General features: G+C 59.0%; 13 protein-coding genes, 5 tRNA genes and 1 pseudogene. 6 read left to right on the top strand and 13 right to left on the bottom strand.

The genetic code is table 11. The features are described from left to right. The 8 genes from LOY36_RS10290 to uvrB form a co-directional block, all read right to left on the bottom strand. Complete coding sequence (locus tag LOY36_RS10290) at positions 1-834, bottom strand: alpha/beta fold hydrolase (protein WP_019649340.1); 834 nt, start codon at positions 832-834, stop codon at positions 1-3. A gap of 31 nt (positions 835-865) precedes the next feature. Next, complete coding sequence (locus LOY36_RS10285) at positions 866-1,405, bottom strand: TetR/AcrR family transcriptional regulator (protein WP_019649341.1); 540 nt, start codon at positions 1,403-1,405, stop codon at positions 866-868. 182 nt (positions 1,406-1,587) lie between these two features. Further along, positions 1,588-1,663: transfer RNA gene (locus LOY36_RS10280), tRNA-Glu, on the bottom strand. Between the two features lie 80 nt (positions 1,664-1,743). Further along, positions 1,744-1,819 (bottom strand) — tRNA-Ala (locus LOY36_RS10275). A gap of 53 nt (positions 1,820-1,872) precedes the next feature. Continuing rightward, a tRNA-Glu gene (locus LOY36_RS10270) sits at positions 1,873-1,948 on the bottom strand. Between the two features lie 79 nt (positions 1,949-2,027). After that, a tRNA-Ala gene (locus LOY36_RS10265) sits at positions 2,028-2,103 on the bottom strand. 189 nt (positions 2,104-2,292) lie between these two features. Then, positions 2,293-3,774 (bottom strand): glutamate--tRNA ligase, encoded by a 1,482-nt coding sequence (gene gltX / locus LOY36_RS10260; protein WP_018928106.1) that lies wholly within the window; start codon positions 3,772-3,774, stop codon positions 2,293-2,295. A gap of 189 nt (positions 3,775-3,963) precedes the next feature. Further along, positions 3,964-5,979, bottom strand: a complete 2,016-nt coding sequence (gene uvrB / locus LOY36_RS10255) for an excinuclease ABC subunit UvrB (RefSeq protein WP_019582112.1) — start codon at positions 5,977-5,979, stop codon at positions 3,964-3,966. Between the two features lie 336 nt (positions 5,980-6,315). Between uvrB and LOY36_RS10250 the strand changes: the two genes are divergently transcribed. Both LOY36_RS10250 and LOY36_RS10245 read left to right on the top strand, forming a co-directional pair. After that, entirely contained in the window at positions 6,316-7,512 is a 1,197-nt protein-coding gene (locus LOY36_RS10250) for an amino acid aminotransferase (protein ID WP_019649342.1), read from the top strand. A gap of 140 nt (positions 7,513-7,652) precedes the next feature. After that, entirely contained in the window at positions 7,653-7,853 is a 201-nt protein-coding gene (locus tag LOY36_RS10245) for a hypothetical protein (protein ID WP_258673267.1), read from the top strand. Here LOY36_RS10245 and LOY36_RS10240 read toward each other — a convergent pair. Beyond that, the gene (locus LOY36_RS10240; protein WP_019649343.1) at positions 7,850-8,080 is read right to left on the bottom strand and encodes a hypothetical protein; all 231 of its coding nucleotides are present in this window, start codon (positions 8,078-8,080) and stop codon (positions 7,850-7,852) included. The genes LOY36_RS10245 and LOY36_RS10240 overlap by 4 nt on opposite strands. A gap of 227 nt (positions 8,081-8,307) precedes the next feature. On the opposite strand from LOY36_RS10240, the gene LOY36_RS10235 reads away from it, so the two are divergent. Further along, positions 8,308-8,383 (top strand) — tRNA-Asn (locus tag LOY36_RS10235). A gap of 272 nt (positions 8,384-8,655) precedes the next feature. Further along, positions 8,656-9,114, top strand: coding sequence for a hypothetical protein (locus LOY36_RS10230; RefSeq protein WP_258673265.1), 459 nt, complete (start codon positions 8,656-8,658; stop codon positions 9,112-9,114). Positions 9,115-9,396: 282 nt separating this feature from the next. On the opposite strand, the gene LOY36_RS10225 is transcribed toward LOY36_RS10230, so the two are convergent. Beyond that, positions 9,397-10,914: a nucleobase:cation symporter-2 family protein gene (locus tag LOY36_RS10225; protein ID WP_258673262.1), complete on the bottom strand. Its 1,518-nt coding sequence runs from the start codon at positions 10,912-10,914 to the stop codon at positions 9,397-9,399. Positions 10,915-11,168: 254 nt separating this feature from the next. Here LOY36_RS10225 and LOY36_RS10220 point away from each other — a divergent pair, with 254 nt between their 5' ends. After that, positions 11,169-11,450 carry a BrnT family toxin gene (locus LOY36_RS10220; protein ID WP_258673261.1) on the top strand — a complete coding sequence of 94 codons (282 nt, stop codon included), beginning with the start codon at positions 11,169-11,171 and terminating at the stop codon, positions 11,448-11,450. Between the two features lie 3 nt (positions 11,451-11,453). Then, entirely contained in the window at positions 11,454-11,798 is a 345-nt protein-coding gene (locus LOY36_RS10215; protein ID WP_258673258.1) for a BrnA antitoxin family protein, read from the top strand. A 73-nt stretch (positions 11,799-11,871) separates the two neighbouring features. Here LOY36_RS10215 and LOY36_RS10210 read toward each other — a convergent pair whose 3' ends face one another. From LOY36_RS10210 to LOY36_RS10200, 3 genes and pseudogenes are all read right to left on the bottom strand, one after another. Next, complete coding sequence (locus LOY36_RS10210; RefSeq protein WP_258673257.1) at positions 11,872-12,711, bottom strand: arylamine N-acetyltransferase; 840 nt, start codon at positions 12,709-12,711, stop codon at positions 11,872-11,874. Between the two features lie 113 nt (positions 12,712-12,824). After that, positions 12,825-12,929: pseudogene (locus tag LOY36_RS10205) on the bottom strand (exodeoxyribonuclease III); the annotation flags it as partial. Between the two features lie 10 nt (positions 12,930-12,939). After that, the gene (locus tag LOY36_RS10200; RefSeq protein WP_258673255.1) at positions 12,940-15,525 is read right to left on the bottom strand and encodes an EAL domain-containing protein; all 2,586 of its coding nucleotides are present in this window, start codon (positions 15,523-15,525) and stop codon (positions 12,940-12,942) included. Positions 15,526-15,624: the final 99 nt, after the last annotated feature.

The raw sequence follows: 15,624 nt of genomic DNA, 5'->3' as shown, positions 1-15,624 counted from the left end.
TCAGGCCGATTGGCGCGATTGCAGGCTGCGACCGGCCAGCAGCGAGAGCACACCGTCGATCACTCGAGGATCGGCCAGCACTCGCTGATGACCGCCCTCTTCCAGGCGCAACAAGCGACTGTCGAACCAGGCTTCGTGAATCAATTGGGATTCCTTGACCGAGACAAAGTTGTCGTCCTCGGCATGGACAATCAGGCCAGGCATGTCGAGCTGGTAGTGCGCGACATCCAGCGCTGCGGCACGCATGCCGACGTCTTTTTCGACCTGACGAATGAACGCCGAACGGGCTTTGGGCGGCAGGCGTACATAGCGCGCAAAACCGCGCAGCACCCCAAGGATTCGCGCCGGGGCGGCGATCGAGACCAGGGTTTCGGTGCGCAAGCCCAACTGCACCGCGAGCATGGCGCTGGCGCCGCCCATCGAGTGACCGATTACCGCTTGCAGCGGCGGTAGTTCAGCAGCTGCTTCAAGCATCGCCCGGGCGAACAGCACCACATTGGCTTCGCGCCCAGGCGAGCGACCGTGAGCCGGGCCGTCCAGGGCGACCACGGTGTAACCGGCATCGACCAGCGCCGTGATCAGCGCGGCAAACTGCGTTGGCCGGCCTTCCCAGCCGTGCATCAACAACACCGCCGGGCCCTGCCCCCAACGCAGCGCCGAGAGGCCGAAGCGCAAGGTGATCCGCTCGGATTTCGCCAGCAGCGGCAATTCCCAATCACGCGGAGGCAACTCCCGCGGGGTCATGAATGCCAGACGCATCTTGCTCGCCACCAGCTTCGGTGCGAACCAGCCCAAGGTGCCATTAACGCCACGAACCCAGCTCAACGTGTTCATCGCCCATCTCCTCAGACTGGATGCCTTTAGGTCACAGCACCGCCGATTTGGCGGCGCGCAGCAATCGATCGGACAACTCTCCTGGCCCCAGCGCCCGCGCCAGCGCCAAACCACCCACCATCAAGGCGATGTCGGCCAAAACCTTGTCGGTGTCTTCCGGGCTGGCTGCCAACTGCGCGACCATCAATTCAATATGTTCATTCAACGCCACACGAAATTCGTCCGGCAGACGGCCCAGTTCACTGATCGACGCTGGAACCGGGCATGCCCGCTCGGTGGAATCACGGTGTTTGCGCGACAGGTAGAACGCTGCGACCAACGCGCGACGCTCTTCGCCGGTCAACTCGGCATCCATGTCGGCGATCAAGTCACGACGATGGCTGAGCAGCTGCTTGAACGCTTCCAGCATCAACGCGTCCTTGCTCTCGAAGTGCGCGTAGAAACCGCCGACCGTCAGCCCGGCCGCGCCCATCACTTCGCCCACGCTCGGCTCGGCCGGACCGCGCTGGATCAGCGCTGCGCTGGCAGCCTTGAGGATGCGTTCGCGGGTTTGAGCTTTTTTATCGTTCATCGTTGCCTCCGAATATTACGACTAGAATATTATTCTCATAATAATTTTCCGCAAGTCGTGGATGTGACCGCTGGTCTGAAGAACAGTGTTGGGGAAAAAGGAGATTTGGCCAAACGCCAGACAAACAAAAGGGCCATTCAATAATTGAATGACCCTTAAAAATCCCGCAAAGCGGGTAATCGTGGCGTCCCCTAGGGGACTCGAACCCCTGTTACCGCCGTGAAAGGGCGGTGTCCTAGGCCACTAGACGAAGGGGACGCAAACCCTTCTATACAACTGATCAGTGCTGAGAGCTGATCGATTCAAGGCCGGTGTGGCCAGACCTTGAACTGTAAAATTGGTGGAGCTAGACGGGATCGAACCGTCGACCTCTTGCATGCCATGCAAGCGCTCTCCCAGCTGAGCTATAGCCCCGGATTTTTCGCCTCGCGGCGGAGCGATATCTTGCAACATCGCTTCTGTAAAACTGGCGTCCCCTAGGGGACTCGAACCCCTGTTACCGCCGTGAAAGGGCGGTGTCCTAGGCCACTAGACGAAGGGGACGCAAACCCTTCTATACAACTGATCAACGCTGAGTGTTGATCGCTTCAAGGCCGGTGTGGCCAGACCTTGAAGTGTAAATTGGTGGAGCTAGACGGGATCGAACCGTCGACCTCTTGCATGCCATGCAAGCGCTCTCCCAGCTGAGCTATAGCCCCTCATCGCTGAGGACGGGGCGAATCTTAATGGCGCATCGGAAAGCTGTCAAACTTATTTTTCAAAAAATTTAAAATTTTTTGCCGACATAACAATCACTTACCGCCCTCCCCCCGTAAATTCGGGGGAAGCGCCGAAGATCAGGATCAAAAGATCGCGGCCTCCGGCAGCTCCTACAGAGTCAAACGCCGTCAGGCAATCGCGCCCAGAAGCTTTTCCCACTCTTTGTTTTCTTTCTTCGACACGCCGCCCAGCAGGTCAATGGCCTGGCGCAGACGGAAACGGGTCAGGTCCGGACCGAGGATTTCCATCGCATCGAGTACCGATACCGAACTGGCCTGCCCGGTGATCGCGGCAAACATCAGCGGCATGGCGTCACGCAGCTTCAGCTCCAGGGATTCAACCACCGCCTGAATCGTTGCGGTGATGCTGTCCTTCTCCCACTGACGCAGGCTTTCCAGCTTCCACAGGATCAATTGCATCAACTGACGAACCTGATCGCCCGAGAGCTTCTTGGATTCGAACAGTTTAGCGTCCGGATTCACCCCACCCGCGAAGAAGAAGCCGGCCAGCGGTGCGACCTGGCTGAAGGTTTCAACCCGGCCCTGCACGTGTGGCGCGATCTTCATCATGTATTCAGGGTTCAGCGCCCACTTCTGCACGCGAGCGGCGAACTCTTCCACTGGCAGGTCGCGCAACCACTGGCCGTTGAGCCACGACAGTTTCTCGATGTCGAAAATCGGCCCGCCAAGCGAGACGCGGCTCAAGTCGAAGTTGTCGACCATTTCCTGCAGGGAGAACTTCTCGCGCTCGTCCGGCATCGACCAGCCCATGCGGCCCAGGTAGTTGAGCATCGCTTCCGGCATGAAGCCCATGCGCTCGTAGAACGTCACCGAGGTCGGGTTCTTGCGCTTGGACAGCTTGCTCTTGTCCGGGTTACGCAGCAGCGGCATGTAGCACAGCTGCGGCTGTTCCCAGCCGAAGTACTCGTACAGCAGGATCAGTTTCGGTGCCGAAGGCAGCCATTCTTCACCGCGCAGCACGTGGGTGATGCCCATCAGGTGGTCGTCGACCACGTTGGCCAGGAAGTACGTCGGCAGGCCGTCGGTCTTCATCAGCACTTGCATGTCCATGCGATCCCACGGGATCTCGACATCGCCACGCAGCATGTCCGGCACCACGCACACGCCTTCGGTCGGCACTTTCATGCGGATCACGTGGGGTTCGCCGGCGGCCAGGCGGCGCGCGACTTCTTCCTTGGACAGCAACAGCGCACGGCCGTCGTAGCGCGGGGTCTCACCGCGGGCCATTTGCTCGGCGCGCATCTGGTCCAGCTCTTCGGCGGTGCAGAAGCACGGGAAGGCATGACCCATGTCGACCAATTGCTGGCAGTACTTCTGGTAGATATCGCCGCGCTCGCTCTGACGGTAAGGACCGTGCGGGCCGCCGACATCCGGGCCTTCGCTCCAGTCGATACCCAACCAGCGCAGGGCGTCGAAAATCTGCTGTTCGGACTCGCGGGTCGAACGCAGTTGGTCGGTGTCTTCGATCCGCAGGATGAACTCACCGCCATGCTGCTTGGCAAAGCAGTAGTTGAACAAAGCGATGTAAGCGGTACCTACGTGGGGGTCCCCGGTAGGCGATGGCGCGATGCGAGTGCGGACGGTGGTCATGGCATGTCTCAAAAAGAATGAAAAGCGAAGATCAAACAAGGGGCGAATGGTAACAGGCGATAGCCGCCCGGCTCCAGTGAGTGCGGGATTTAAGCGCTGCAGGAGCTGCCAAGGCTGCGATCTTTTGACCTTGCCTTTAAAAACAAGATCAAAAGATCGCAGCCTTCGGCAGCGTCTACAGAGGGAGCGTCAAACCGCGATCAACCGCTCCCGCAGCTTGCCGATTTCGTCGCGCAGTTGCGCCGCGGCTTCGAACTCCAGGTCGCGGGCGAGCTGGTACATCTTCTCTTCCAGCTGACGAATGCGCTTGGTGATCTCGCTTGGCGAGCGCAATTCGGCTTCGTATTTGGCGCTTTCCTCGGCAGCCTTGGCCATGCCTTTGCGCTTCTTGCTGCGCGAACCCGGCACAGTCGCGCCTTCCATAATGTCGGCAACGTCCTTGAACACCCCTTTGGGCGTAATGCCGTTGGCCAGGTTGAAGGCGATCTGCTTGTCGCGACGACGCTCGGTTTCGCCAATCGCCCGTTCCATGGAACCGGTAATCCGATCCGCATACAGAATCGCCCGGCCATTAAGGTTGCGTGCCGCCCGGCCAATGGTCTGGATCAGCGAGCGTTCGGAGCGCAGGAAGCCCTCTTTGTCCGCATCAAGAATCGCCACCAGCGAGACTTCCGGCATGTCCAGGCCTTCACGCAGCAAGTTGATCCCCACCAGCACATCGAAAGTGCCGAGGCGCAAGTCACGGATGATCTCGACCCGCTCCACGGTGTCGATGTCCGAGTGCAGATAACGCACGCGCACGCCGTGATCGGCCAGGTAATCGGTCAAATCCTCGGACATGCGCTTGGTCAGCGTGGTCACCAGCACCCGCTCTTCCAGCGCCACACGCTTGGTGATTTCCGAGAGCAAGTCGTCGACCTGAGTCAGCGCCGGACGGATTTCGATCTGCGGGTCCACCAGGCCAGTCGGGCGCACCACTTGCTCGACCACGCGCCCTGCGTGCTCAGCCTCGTAATTGCCCGGCGTGGCCGAGACAAATATTGTCTGCGGGCTAATACCTTCGAACTCGTCGAAACGCATTGGCCGGTTATCCAGCGCCGATGGCAGGCGGAAGCCATATTCCACCAGCGTTTCCTTACGGGACCGGTCGCCCTTATACATGGCGCCGACCTGCGGCACGCTGACGTGGGATTCGTCGATCACCAGCAAGGCGTCGGCCGGCAGGTAGTCAAACAAGGTGGGCGGCGCCTCGCCGGATGCACGGCCCGACAGGTAGCGCGAGTAGTTTTCGATGCCGTTGCAGTAACCCAGCTCCAAAATCATCTCCAGGTCGAAACGGGTGCGCTGCTCCAGGCGCTGGGCTTCCACCAGTTTGTTGTTGGAGCGCAGGTATTCCAGGCGCTCCTGCAACTCGACCTTGATCCCCTCGACGGCGTCGAGCAGGGTTTCCCGAGGCGTCACGTAGTGGCTCTTCGGATAGAAGGTGAAGCGCGGCAGCTTGCGGATGACTTCGCCCGTCAACGGATCAAAAGCAGACAGACTCTCCACCTCGTCATCGAACAGCTCGATACGGATCGCCTCAAAGTCGGATTCCGCCGGGTGGATATCAATCACATCGCCGCGCACCCGGAACGTCGCCCGGGCGAAGTCCACATCGTTGCGGGTGTATTGCAGGTCGGCCAGGCGACGCAACAGCGCACGCTGGTCGAGCTTGTCGCCGCGATCCACGTGCAACACCATCTTCAAATAGGTTTCCGGGCTGCCCAGACCGTAGATGCACGACACCGTGGTGACGATGATTGCGTCTTTGCGTTCCAGCAGCGCTTTGGTCGCGGACAGGCGCATCTGCTCGATGTGGTCGTTGATCGAGGCGTCCTTCTCAATGAAGGTGTCGGACGACGGCACATAGGCTTCGGGCTGGTAGTAGTCGTAATAGGAGACGAAGTATTCAACGGCATTGTTCGGGAAGAACGCCTTGAACTCGCCGTACAACTGCGCAGCCAGGGTCTTGTTCGGCGCCAGCACCAGCGTCGGGCGCTGCACTTGGGCGATCACGTTGGCGATGCTGAAGGTCTTGCCCGAGCCGGTCACCCCGAGCAACGTCTGGTGCGCCAGCCCGGCCTCGATGCCCTCGACCATCAGACGGATGGCTTCCGGCTGATCGCCGGCGGGCTCGAAGCGGGTGACTAGCTGGAATTCAGACATACATACCTCTGGTTCACTCTTGCCCGGTTACACCGGACAGGAACGAGAAAGACCGCAAACGACCGATGTCGCCCGAGGAAAAAACTGGATTGTGCTCAATGTGGAGCCGATTGCCATCCCTTTCAAGGCAAACGTCCTACATCGGGTAAAACCTTTGACGATGTCACTCGACCAACGATCGAAAAATAATTGGAAAAACTTACCGTAAAAGCCGAATCGCCTGTCGCCATCAATCGCTGATGGCCTCTATACTAGCTCCCCGTTTGTGCACCGCTCTAGTGCATTCGGCTGGAGCGCGACACGTCCCTCCACACTCCATTCAGAGCCGCCGTAATAATGAGCCTGTTCTCCGCTGTCGAAATGGCACCACGCGATCCAATCCTGGGCCTCAACGAAGCATTCAATGCCGATACCCGTACCAACAAGGTCAACCTGGGGGTCGGTGTTTACTGCGACGAGCAAGGACGAATTCCTCTCCTGCGCGCCGTTGTCGAAGCCGAGACGATTCGCGCCGCTCAACACGTTTCCCGTGGCTACTTGCCGATCGACGGCATCGCCGCCTACGACCAGGCCGTGCAGAAACTGCTGTTCGGCAATGATTCGCCGCTGATCGCCGCTGGCCGGGTCATCACCACCCAGGCCGTCGGCGGTACCGGCGCACTGAAAATCGGTGCCGACTTCCTCAAGCAACTGCTGCCGAACGCCGTTGTCGCGATCAGCGACCCAAGCTGGGAAAACCACCGCGCACTGTTCGAAACCGCCGGTTTCCCGGTGCAGAACTATCGCTACTACGACGCCGCCACCCACGACGTTAACCGCGCTGGCCTGCTGGAAGACCTGAACGCCCTGCCGTCCGGTTCCATCGTTGTGCTGCACGCCTGCTGCCACAACCCGACCGGCGTTGACCTGAGCCCGGCGGACTGGAAAAACGTGCTGGACGTGGTGAAAGCCAAAGGTCACGTACCGTTCCTCGACATGGCCTACCAGGGCTTTGGCGACGGTATCGATGAAGACGCTGCTGCCGTGCGTCTGTTCGCCGAATCGAACCTGACCTTCTTCGTTTCCAGCTCGTTCTCCAAATCCTTCTCGCTGTACGGCGAGCGCGTTGGCGCCCTGTCGATCGTCAGCGAATCGAAAGAAGAAAGCGCGCGCGTGCTGTCGCAAGTCAAACGCGTGATCCGCACCAACTACTCCAACCCGCCGACCCACGGTGCAAGCATCGTCGCCGCTGTGCTGAACAGCCCGGTATTGCGTGCCCAGTGGGAAGAAGAACTGGCAGAAATGCGTCTGCGGATTCGCGGCATGCGCACCCAGATGGTGGACCTGCTGGCGAAAAACGCTCCACAGCGCGATTTCAGCTTCGTCGGTCGCCAGCGCGGCATGTTCTCCTACTCCGGCCTGACGGTTGAGCAAGTGACCCGTCTGCGCACCGAGTTCGGCATCTACGCCCTGGACACCGGCCGCATCTGCGTTGCCGCGCTGAACCAGAGCAACATCGACGCCGTGACCAAGGCCATCGTTCAGGTGATCTGAGTCGTCGCGTGACATGAAAACGGGAAGCCAAAATGGCTTCCCGTTTTTTATTGGCCTCAGATAAATCTCAAAGCAGCCGCTGCGCCCTTTAAACTCCCACAAGCTTTATGTACACCCGAGAATTCTTGCGAGAACCCCACATGAAAAACGACGACCTACGCGCCGACCGCGACGAGCTGGACCACTTCGTGCCCCGCTCCTCGGCCAAACGCGGTAAAAACCTGGTGCTGCAAGTGGCCGCGGGTGTGTTCCTTGGCGGCCTGGCGTTGTGGCTGGTGCAACTGGCCGCCACGATGCTGTATGCCAAGCTGATGCTCGGCACCATCACTTTTGGCGGTTAGGCCAATTCGCTCGCTCGCTGGCTGGCCGCGTCGTCATAGGCGACATAAAGCGACTCGGCCACCTGGCTTTTGATCGCCTTGGTGCTTTCCAGACCCAGGACAAAACCTTCGGCCTTGCCGCCTGCGCGGTTCAGCTCGTCAGCGGTGCTGGCCTGAGTGATTGCGTCGAACAGTTTCTCGGCGTGTGGGCCGACACCTTTGGGCAGGCTGATCTGAGCGATGCTCATGCGAACACCCCACTGTTTCGGGGTGTGAAGGCTGGGTGATTCATGGCGCGTACCTTTTCGGCTGAGGGCCGGCAGCGCGTGTCACCACTTCCGGGCGGCCATGGTAGACCTCTACCGCGCTTCTGGTAACCGCCAATGGCCGATAAACCTCCCTCTGATCCGATGAAAACATCAAATTTCCAACAGAGGCTTGACTTCTCTTTTTGAATCAGTAACATACACGCCATTCCGCGATAGCTCAGTTGGTAGAGCAAGTGACTGTTAATCACTGGGTCCCTGGTTCGAGTCCAGGTCGTGGAGCCAGACAGCAAAATCGAAAAGCCCCTGAATCGAAAGATTCAGGGGCTTTTTTGTGCTTGACGAAAAGACACGATCCTATGAATTCCCTACCCCGACAGAGTAGGAAGCTTCCTGATTTTCTGTAGCCGTGTTTCAGGCTTTCGCCTGAGCCCCCGTAAACCCTGGACTAGAGCATCAATAGCCACTTTCATAGTGGCCGGATGCTGACTGTAAAGCAGCGAACTTGTGCGTTATGAATAGCGCCTCTCGCCTGCCAACATCCCCGGATCGTTCACGTGTCAGAGTTACTCAAACTCAAGGAGAACGTCCTTGTCCCTCACCCTGGCGGCTCACTGAGCTTTGGCACCCTTCCCGAGATGCCCAGGTTCAATTTACGGGGTGGCGAAATATTCCTGCGGGTCGGAATTCACAAAGGCATCAACAAAGGATTTGGCGTTCGACATGTCTGGGAAGCCCACAAGACCGACCTGGCAATATTTGGCTGCCACACCATTGATGACGTGGCAGCCCACATCGCCAAAATGATCGTACCCGGCGGCGCCATCTACTGTGAGTTCAAGGAAATGAGAGGTGATCACAGAGTCGCCGTGCTTAAAAATCCTACCGGCTCGCTCATTCTGGAGCCTCGAAATGAGCGTCGCGGCTTCGGATACTACGTCGTAACCTGGTATCCCAAGAGACGTGCAGAAGGCACCCTGGTCGGCACAATCGCCAAACCAGATCCCAAGCAATAAAAAAGGCGTCCTGATGGACGCCTTTTGAATTTTCGAGGAGTAGTCGCAGCGATTCTTTAGCTCCTGGCCACAAATGACCTTGGGTTCAGAATCCGACCGGCATGCCAGTCGTCACTACTTCAGAGGGAGCCAGCTTCTCTGCTGCCAACAAGATGGGGGGCCAATGCTGGAGGCCAAGCCCAAGGATGCGCAATTGCAGACCTCGAATTCGATTCTCAACCATGCGTGGAGCGAGTGTCAACCTGACCGACAACTGAATCGGTCGCCCCCCCCGATCGCCAGTCAGACATGCTCACTGCTTTTCGCATGCACCGCACGCAGCTCGGCATGCCCATGATCCGTCTCCACCACCGGAATTTCATTCCCGTCGCAGTCGCGCAGTTTACCTTCGCTGAAGTAGTCCCCTTCCCGCAGCGCCGCCAGGTCTTGATAACGCAGGACTCGTTCAGTACCGGCGGCAAATACCGATTGCTGGTCCGAGTTGCCGGCCGTGAGGTGATTGAAGGTCAGGTTCAGCACGATGGCCATGATCGCCGAGGAGCTGATGCCCGAGTGGAAGATCGTCGAGAACCAGCTGGGGAAGTGGTCGTAGAAGTTCGGGGCGGCGATGGGGATCATGCCGAAACCGATGGAAGTGGCGACGATGATCAGGTTGACGTTGTTGCGGTAGTCGACCTTGGACAGCGTCCGAATGCCGCTGGCGGCGACAGTGCCAAACAGCACGATCCCGGCGCCGCCGAGTACAGAGGTCGGCACGGCGGCGATGACCCGGCCCATGAACGGCAGCAATCCAAGCACCACCAGAAACACACCACCTGTGGCCACCACGAAGCGGCTCTTGATCCCGGTCACCGCCACCAGCCCGACGTTCTGGGCGAAGGCGCTCTGAGTGAAGGAGCCGAAGATCGGCGCGATCATGCTCGACAGCATGTCAGCGCGCAGGCCGTTACCCAGACGTTTGGAGTCGACCTTGGTGCCAATGATTTCACCGACAGCGAGGATGTCGGCCGAGGTTTCCACCAGGGTCACCATGACCACGATGCACATCGACAGGATCGCGGCAAAGTGGAAGGTCGGCATGCCGAAATGGAACGGTGTCGGGAAGCCGAACATCGGGCCCTGGGTGACGGATGAGAAATCCGCCATGCCGAGGAACACAGCGATGACCGTGCCGATGACCATCGCCAGGAGGATCGACAAACGGGAAATGGTCGCGCTGCCGATCTTGCTCAATAGCAACACCAGCACCAGCGTCATCGCCGCCAGACCGATGTTCGCCATGCTGCCGAAATCCGGCGCATGGCTGTTGCCACCCATGGCCCAGCGCGCGGCCACCGGCATCAGCGTCAAGCCGATAGTGGTGATCACAATGCCGGTCACCAGCGGTGGAAAGAACTTGGTAATCCTTGAGAACACCGGCGTGATCAGCAAGCCAATCAGCGACGCGGCAATCACCGCCCCGAGAATCGACTGAAAGCCGCCCTCCCCGCCACTGCTGACAATCGCGACCATGGTCGCAACGCCGGAGAACGACACGCCCTGCACCAGCGGCAACTGACAGCCGAAAAACGGCAAACCGAGGGTTTGCAGCAATGTCGCCAGCCCCCCTGCAAACAATGAAGCAGCAATCAACAAACCGATGTCCGCCGGTGAGAGCCCGGCCGCCTGGCCGATGATCAAAGGCACCGCGACGATACCGCCGTACATGGTCAGAACGTGTTGCAGGCCATAAGCCATATTCGCGCCGATCCCGAGGTTTTCGTCCTCAGGCCGTTGGTGTGAAACATGGGGCGTTTTCATGGTTGGGAGGTTCCCTGGTTTTTGTTGTGCGCACACTGTATTCAATACTCAGGACAAATGTCTATAGAGTTGTATACAACTATCCAGTCAGATTATGGACACTTGTCCACGCCACGCTTTGGCCATAGCGCCTCCAGCCCCAAACGTCTTGAAATACATCCCTGCGCCCCTATCCCTCCTCACCGCTAATCTTTTGCTTTCCAAGCGACCGCCGGCACGGACGCCTCCTCGCTTATACATATAAAGTATGCATAATGAAGTCATTCGAGATTCAGTATCACAGGGCAAAGAACGCGGCCAACAAACTAAAACATCAAGGCATCAGCCTCGCAGAGACAGAACCAGTGTTTTATGACGAACGAGCCCTGACTTTTCAGGACGACCATCATGATGAGCAGCGGTGGATCATCATGGGGCTGGATGCCAAAGGTCGCTTGCTGGTCGTTGCGTACACCTGGCGCGACCCGAATTTCGTGCGAATCATTTCCGCACGCATCGCCACCAAAGGCGAGCGTCGCCACTATTTGGAAACTTGAACGATGAAAGACGAATACGACTTCAGCAACGCCAAGCGTGGAGCCGTTGCCACAAGCAAAGGCAAGACCCGAATCACCATCATGCTCGACGATGTCGTCATAGAGGCTGCGCGCGCTCTGGCAGAAAGCGAGGGATATGGCTACCAGACTGCGATCAACAACATCTTGCGCCAGGTGTTGCTCAGCGATAAAGGCAAAGCGGCGAAGCCCGATCAGAACGCTGCTGTTGCAAATGTCGGGCAGTTCAAAAAAGGCATAACCGCGTCGGAGCTGAAAAGCCTGGAGAAAAAACTGTCAGAAGCCCTCAGCGAAATCCATCACGTGATGGAGCATGAAGTTCGTTCCTAGGCACAAACCTCGCACTTGAGTCGGCCCAATGAAAAAGGGGCGGATTGATCAAATCCGCCCCTTCGCGTGGTGCTCAGTTTGCCTGCGGCACCGGCTCGATCAACCGCTCCAGCACCAGCTTCAACGCCTCCTTCGCCGGCACTCGGATTTCGAATTCACGTTCCAGCAACCCGATCAACTCATCCACATCCGTCACCTGCCGCCGCTCGCTCTCACTGCCCATGCGGTGAATGGCAAAACTGCCGTTGTTCAGCGTGCGTCGCCATCCCTCCCCCGTCCGCGCCACCATCAGTTGTTTGACGAAGGACGATTCGGGATGAGTCGAGACGTACCAGTTGCCGAGGGTGTAATCGATGTCTTCCTGACGCTGCAAATCGAAGATGTACATCGCCCGCCATTCACCGCCAACGTTGGCACGCAGGGTGTAGCCGTCCGCATGCTGTTCGATACGATAGGGTTCGTGGGGCGTGAGCTGTTCGGCCCCGGTGTCGAGCATCAACGGCGCGGTGGGCACCATGCCACCGAAGCCGACGTCGGTGATGTAGCGCACGCCGTCGAGGGTCACCAGGCTCAAGCGGTGAGTGCGTGCGGTCCATGCGCCTTCGGGCTGGTTCATGACTACGCGGCCGGTGATGCCGCGCGCCTCGAAACCCAGCGTTTGCAGCAAGGCCAGGAACAGGTTGTTGAGTTCATAGCAGTAACCGCCTCGGCCGTCGTGCAGGACTTTCTGCTCGATGGACGGCAGGTCGATGAGTACCGGTTGCCCTAACAGCGTGGTGAGGTTTTCGAACGGGAAGGCACCGGTGTGGCGCAACTGCAGTTGACGCAGGGTTTGCAGGGTCGGCGCCGGGGGCGCGTCGAAGCCCAGGCGTTGCAGGTACAGCGCAAGATTTGTCAGTCGTGGTTCGCTCATCGCTCAATCCTTATGCATGGAGCCCGCGGATCGCTCCGCCGATGGCCGCCATGTATAAGGGAAAAAGCGCTCGGGCCGATAATTGATTTCGCCAATCGCCGCACGTGCCAAATCTATCGCCGTTTGCGTGAACCCAATCGAATCCATGTCGGCGCGTGATCGCTGGCATGCGGCTCGTTGCGAACCCAGGCGTCGACGCCGGCATCGTGCAAACAAGGAAACAGGCGACTAAAGGTGCGCGCCCTGCTGCGCAAAGTCTTCCTGCGAGGCCTTGAGCAACGGCAGCAGTGCATACCTGTCTACCGGGCGACTGAGGTAAAACCCCTGCACTTCATGGCACTGATCCAGGATCAGGAAGTCCAGTTGCTCCAGCGTCTCGACACCCTCGGCAGTCACGGTCAGGCCCATCGCCTTGCCCAGGTTGATGATCGCCTGCACCACGGCGCGATCGTTGCTGCCGCTGCCCATGGACGAAATGAAGCGCTTGTCGATCTTGATCCCGTCGAAAGGATACGTGCGCAAGTAACCCAGCGAAGAATAACCGGTGCCGAAGTCGTCCATGTTCAGGCGCACGCCCAACTCCTTGAGTGCATTCATGGTCGCCAAGGCGCCATCGACGTCGATGAGCATCACGTTTTCAGTGATCTCCAGCTCCAGCCGACTGGCAGGCAAGCGGGTCTGGATCAACGCTTCGCGCACGTCCTCGATCACATCGCTACGGGCGAATTGAACCGGCGACAGGTTGACCGACACCATCATCGCACCGGGCCAGGTCAGAGCCGTCTCGCACGCCTCGCGCAGCACCCAGCGGCCCAAGGGCACGATCAGATCGGTCTGCTCGGCCAGCGGGATAAACGCGTCGGGGCTCAACAAGCCTTGCACTGGATGCTGCCAGCGCAGCAGCGCTTCGACCGAGACGATGCGCTTGCCATCGACGTGATAACGCGGCTGGTAATGCATCACGAATTCGTTGTTCTTGATCGCCCGACGCAGGTCGGTTTCCAGTTGCCGGCGATGCTGGATCTGATCGTTCATGTGTGCGGCAAAATAGCACCAGGTCTTCTTGCCATCGGATTTGGCCTGATACAACGCGATATCGGCACACCGAATCAGCTCCTGCGGAATGTGCCCCTGGCGCCGACTCAAGGCGATACCGATGCTCGCGCCAATGTGCAGCGAGTGATGGTCGTAGTGAATCGGCTGATGCAGGCTATCGAGCAAGTGCTCGCAAAACCGGTCGATTTCCGCGTGGCTGTCCATGCCATGGAGCACCAGCACGAACTCGTCGCCGCCCAATCGGGCGACCAGGTCAATGTCTCGTGTGCACTCGCGCAAACGGGTGGCGACTTCCAGCAATACCGCATCGCCGGCCGGGTGGCCGAGGGAGTCGTTGATCGGCTTGAAGTTATCCAGGTCGATCATCAACAACGTCAGCGCCGTCGACTGCTCTTTCAGTGCCAGCGCCTCATCGAGAAAACGCGCCAATTTGTTGCGGTTCGGCAGGCCAGTCAGGGCGTCGTGCAATGACAGATGCTGGATCTGCGCATGGGCGGCAACTTCGTCGGTGATGTCGCTGGCCGTTCCGCGATAGCCCAGCACCGCGCCCTTGCGCTGGATCGGCCGCGCCGACACCCGGCAGACCCGCTGTTGCCCCGATTGATCGCGGTAGGAACAGCGCAAATGGCTGACGGCTTGCTCTTCATCGAGTTTGTTCAGCCACAGCGACAACGGCGTCGTATCGCAATGGAGCAATTGCCCGATGTTCTGTCCCAGCCACTGCTGATCGGAGAACCCGGTGACGGTGCTGAAGCGTCCCGACAGATAAGTGATGCAATGCTGATCGTCGATTTCCCAGATCCAGTCGGACGCGGCCTCGGCTACCGCACGAAAACGCTCTTCACTGGCCTCCAACGCCTGGTTCGACAAATCGAGGCTGGTGTAACTGGCATCCACATGCCCGGACGTGCGCAGGACATAGCGAAAGAAGTAAGCGGTCAACAACGCCAGAACCAACAGCGCCCCGCCCAGTGGCGGCAGCAGCGACCAGAGCAATTGATGACCCGGCCGCTCGAGCCGGGAGACCAGACTGTAACCGGTACCAGCAAGGGCAATAGCGGGCTGACCGGGAGCGATGACGTTGTCGGGCGTCAGGCTCAAGTCGTGCAAACCGTAATCGACGCTCAAGGTGCTGAGCTTTTCAGGGTTCAGTTGGTCGACGTATATAAGCACCGAAGTGCTTTTGGGATCGACCGCCGGGCGTTCGTCATTGGGCACAATCGCGGCGGCCGACAGCAGCGCGGGTTTGCCCTCGAACAAGGTGTAGTGGCTGACGGGTTTGATGAGGTTCTCCTGACCCTGAACCTCGTCAATGATCGTCGCCATCGAGGTCGACAGATAGGCCGCCGCCTCGTCCTGCACCTGAAGCCCACGCACCACGGCGTATTTTGTTCGCTGAACATCGACCACGAAAACACCCTCGTAGTGGTCCATGGTGAACAGGGTTTTACCCATGTTCTGCTCGACGTAGGCCCACTGCACATCGACCTCGCCGTTCAGGTGATCGTAGGCCGACGTCCAGTCGGCATAACTGGCGATGTAGTTTTTCGTGGCGGTAATGCGGTTTTCCAGCGCGCGCTGGGTATAAAACGTGGTTTTGGCCAGGTCCTCGGCATCGAGCCGCCCGGCAATACTGAACAGGGCGATCAGCGCGATCAGCACCCCAACCACAAACAACAGACCGACCACCAACATCAGGTTGCGGGTAATCGGGGTATGGCGTGCAGGTGCAGCGGTGGTAACGGCAGACAAATCCATGCACTTGATCCTGTCAATCGATTGCCCGATCGGAATGAGACCGGTGGGCCCGGTCGGTCAGGTGTGACAGCCAGGCTCTCTGCACTGACCATAGCAGGC

It is taken from the genome of Pseudomonas sp. B21-019, from assembly GCF_024749225.1.
Taxonomy (GTDB): Bacteria; Pseudomonadota; Gammaproteobacteria; order Pseudomonadales; family Pseudomonadaceae; genus Aquipseudomonas.
This window is presented reverse-complemented; position numbering and strand designations above follow the sequence as displayed.

Bases quoted from the DNA above. Each gene is read 5' to 3' on its own strand.
- LOY36_RS10290 (WP_019649340.1), bottom strand. From the start codon at position 834: ATGAACACGTTGAGCTGGGTTCGTGGCGTTAATGGCACCTTGGGCTGG.
- LOY36_RS10285 (WP_019649341.1), bottom strand. From the start codon at position 1,405: ATGAACGATAAAAAAGCTCAAACCCGCGAACGCATCCTCAAGGCTGCC.
- gltX (WP_018928106.1), bottom strand. From the start codon at position 3,774: ATGACCACCGTCCGCACTCGCATCGCGCCATCGCCTACCGGGGACCCC.
- uvrB (WP_019582112.1), bottom strand. From the start codon at position 5,979: ATGTCTGAATTCCAGCTAGTCACCCGCTTCGAGCCCGCCGGCGATCAG.
- LOY36_RS10250 (WP_019649342.1), top strand. From the start codon at position 6,316: ATGAGCCTGTTCTCCGCTGTCGAAATGGCACCACGCGATCCAATCCTG.
- LOY36_RS10245 (WP_258673267.1), top strand. From the start codon at position 7,653: ATGAAAAACGACGACCTACGCGCCGACCGCGACGAGCTGGACCACTTC.
- LOY36_RS10240 (WP_019649343.1), bottom strand. From the start codon at position 8,080: ATGAGCATCGCTCAGATCAGCCTGCCCAAAGGTGTCGGCCCACACGCC.
- LOY36_RS10225 (WP_258673262.1), bottom strand. From the start codon at position 10,914: ATGAAAACGCCCCATGTTTCACACCAACGGCCTGAGGACGAAAACCTC.
- LOY36_RS10220 (WP_258673261.1), top strand. From the start codon at position 11,169: ATGAAGTCATTCGAGATTCAGTATCACAGGGCAAAGAACGCGGCCAAC.
- LOY36_RS10215 (WP_258673258.1), top strand. From the start codon at position 11,454: ATGAAAGACGAATACGACTTCAGCAACGCCAAGCGTGGAGCCGTTGCC.
- LOY36_RS10210 (WP_258673257.1), bottom strand. From the start codon at position 12,711: ATGAGCGAACCACGACTGACAAATCTTGCGCTGTACCTGCAACGCCTG.
- LOY36_RS10200 (WP_258673255.1), bottom strand. From the start codon at position 15,525: ATGGATTTGTCTGCCGTTACCACCGCTGCACCTGCACGCCATACCCCG.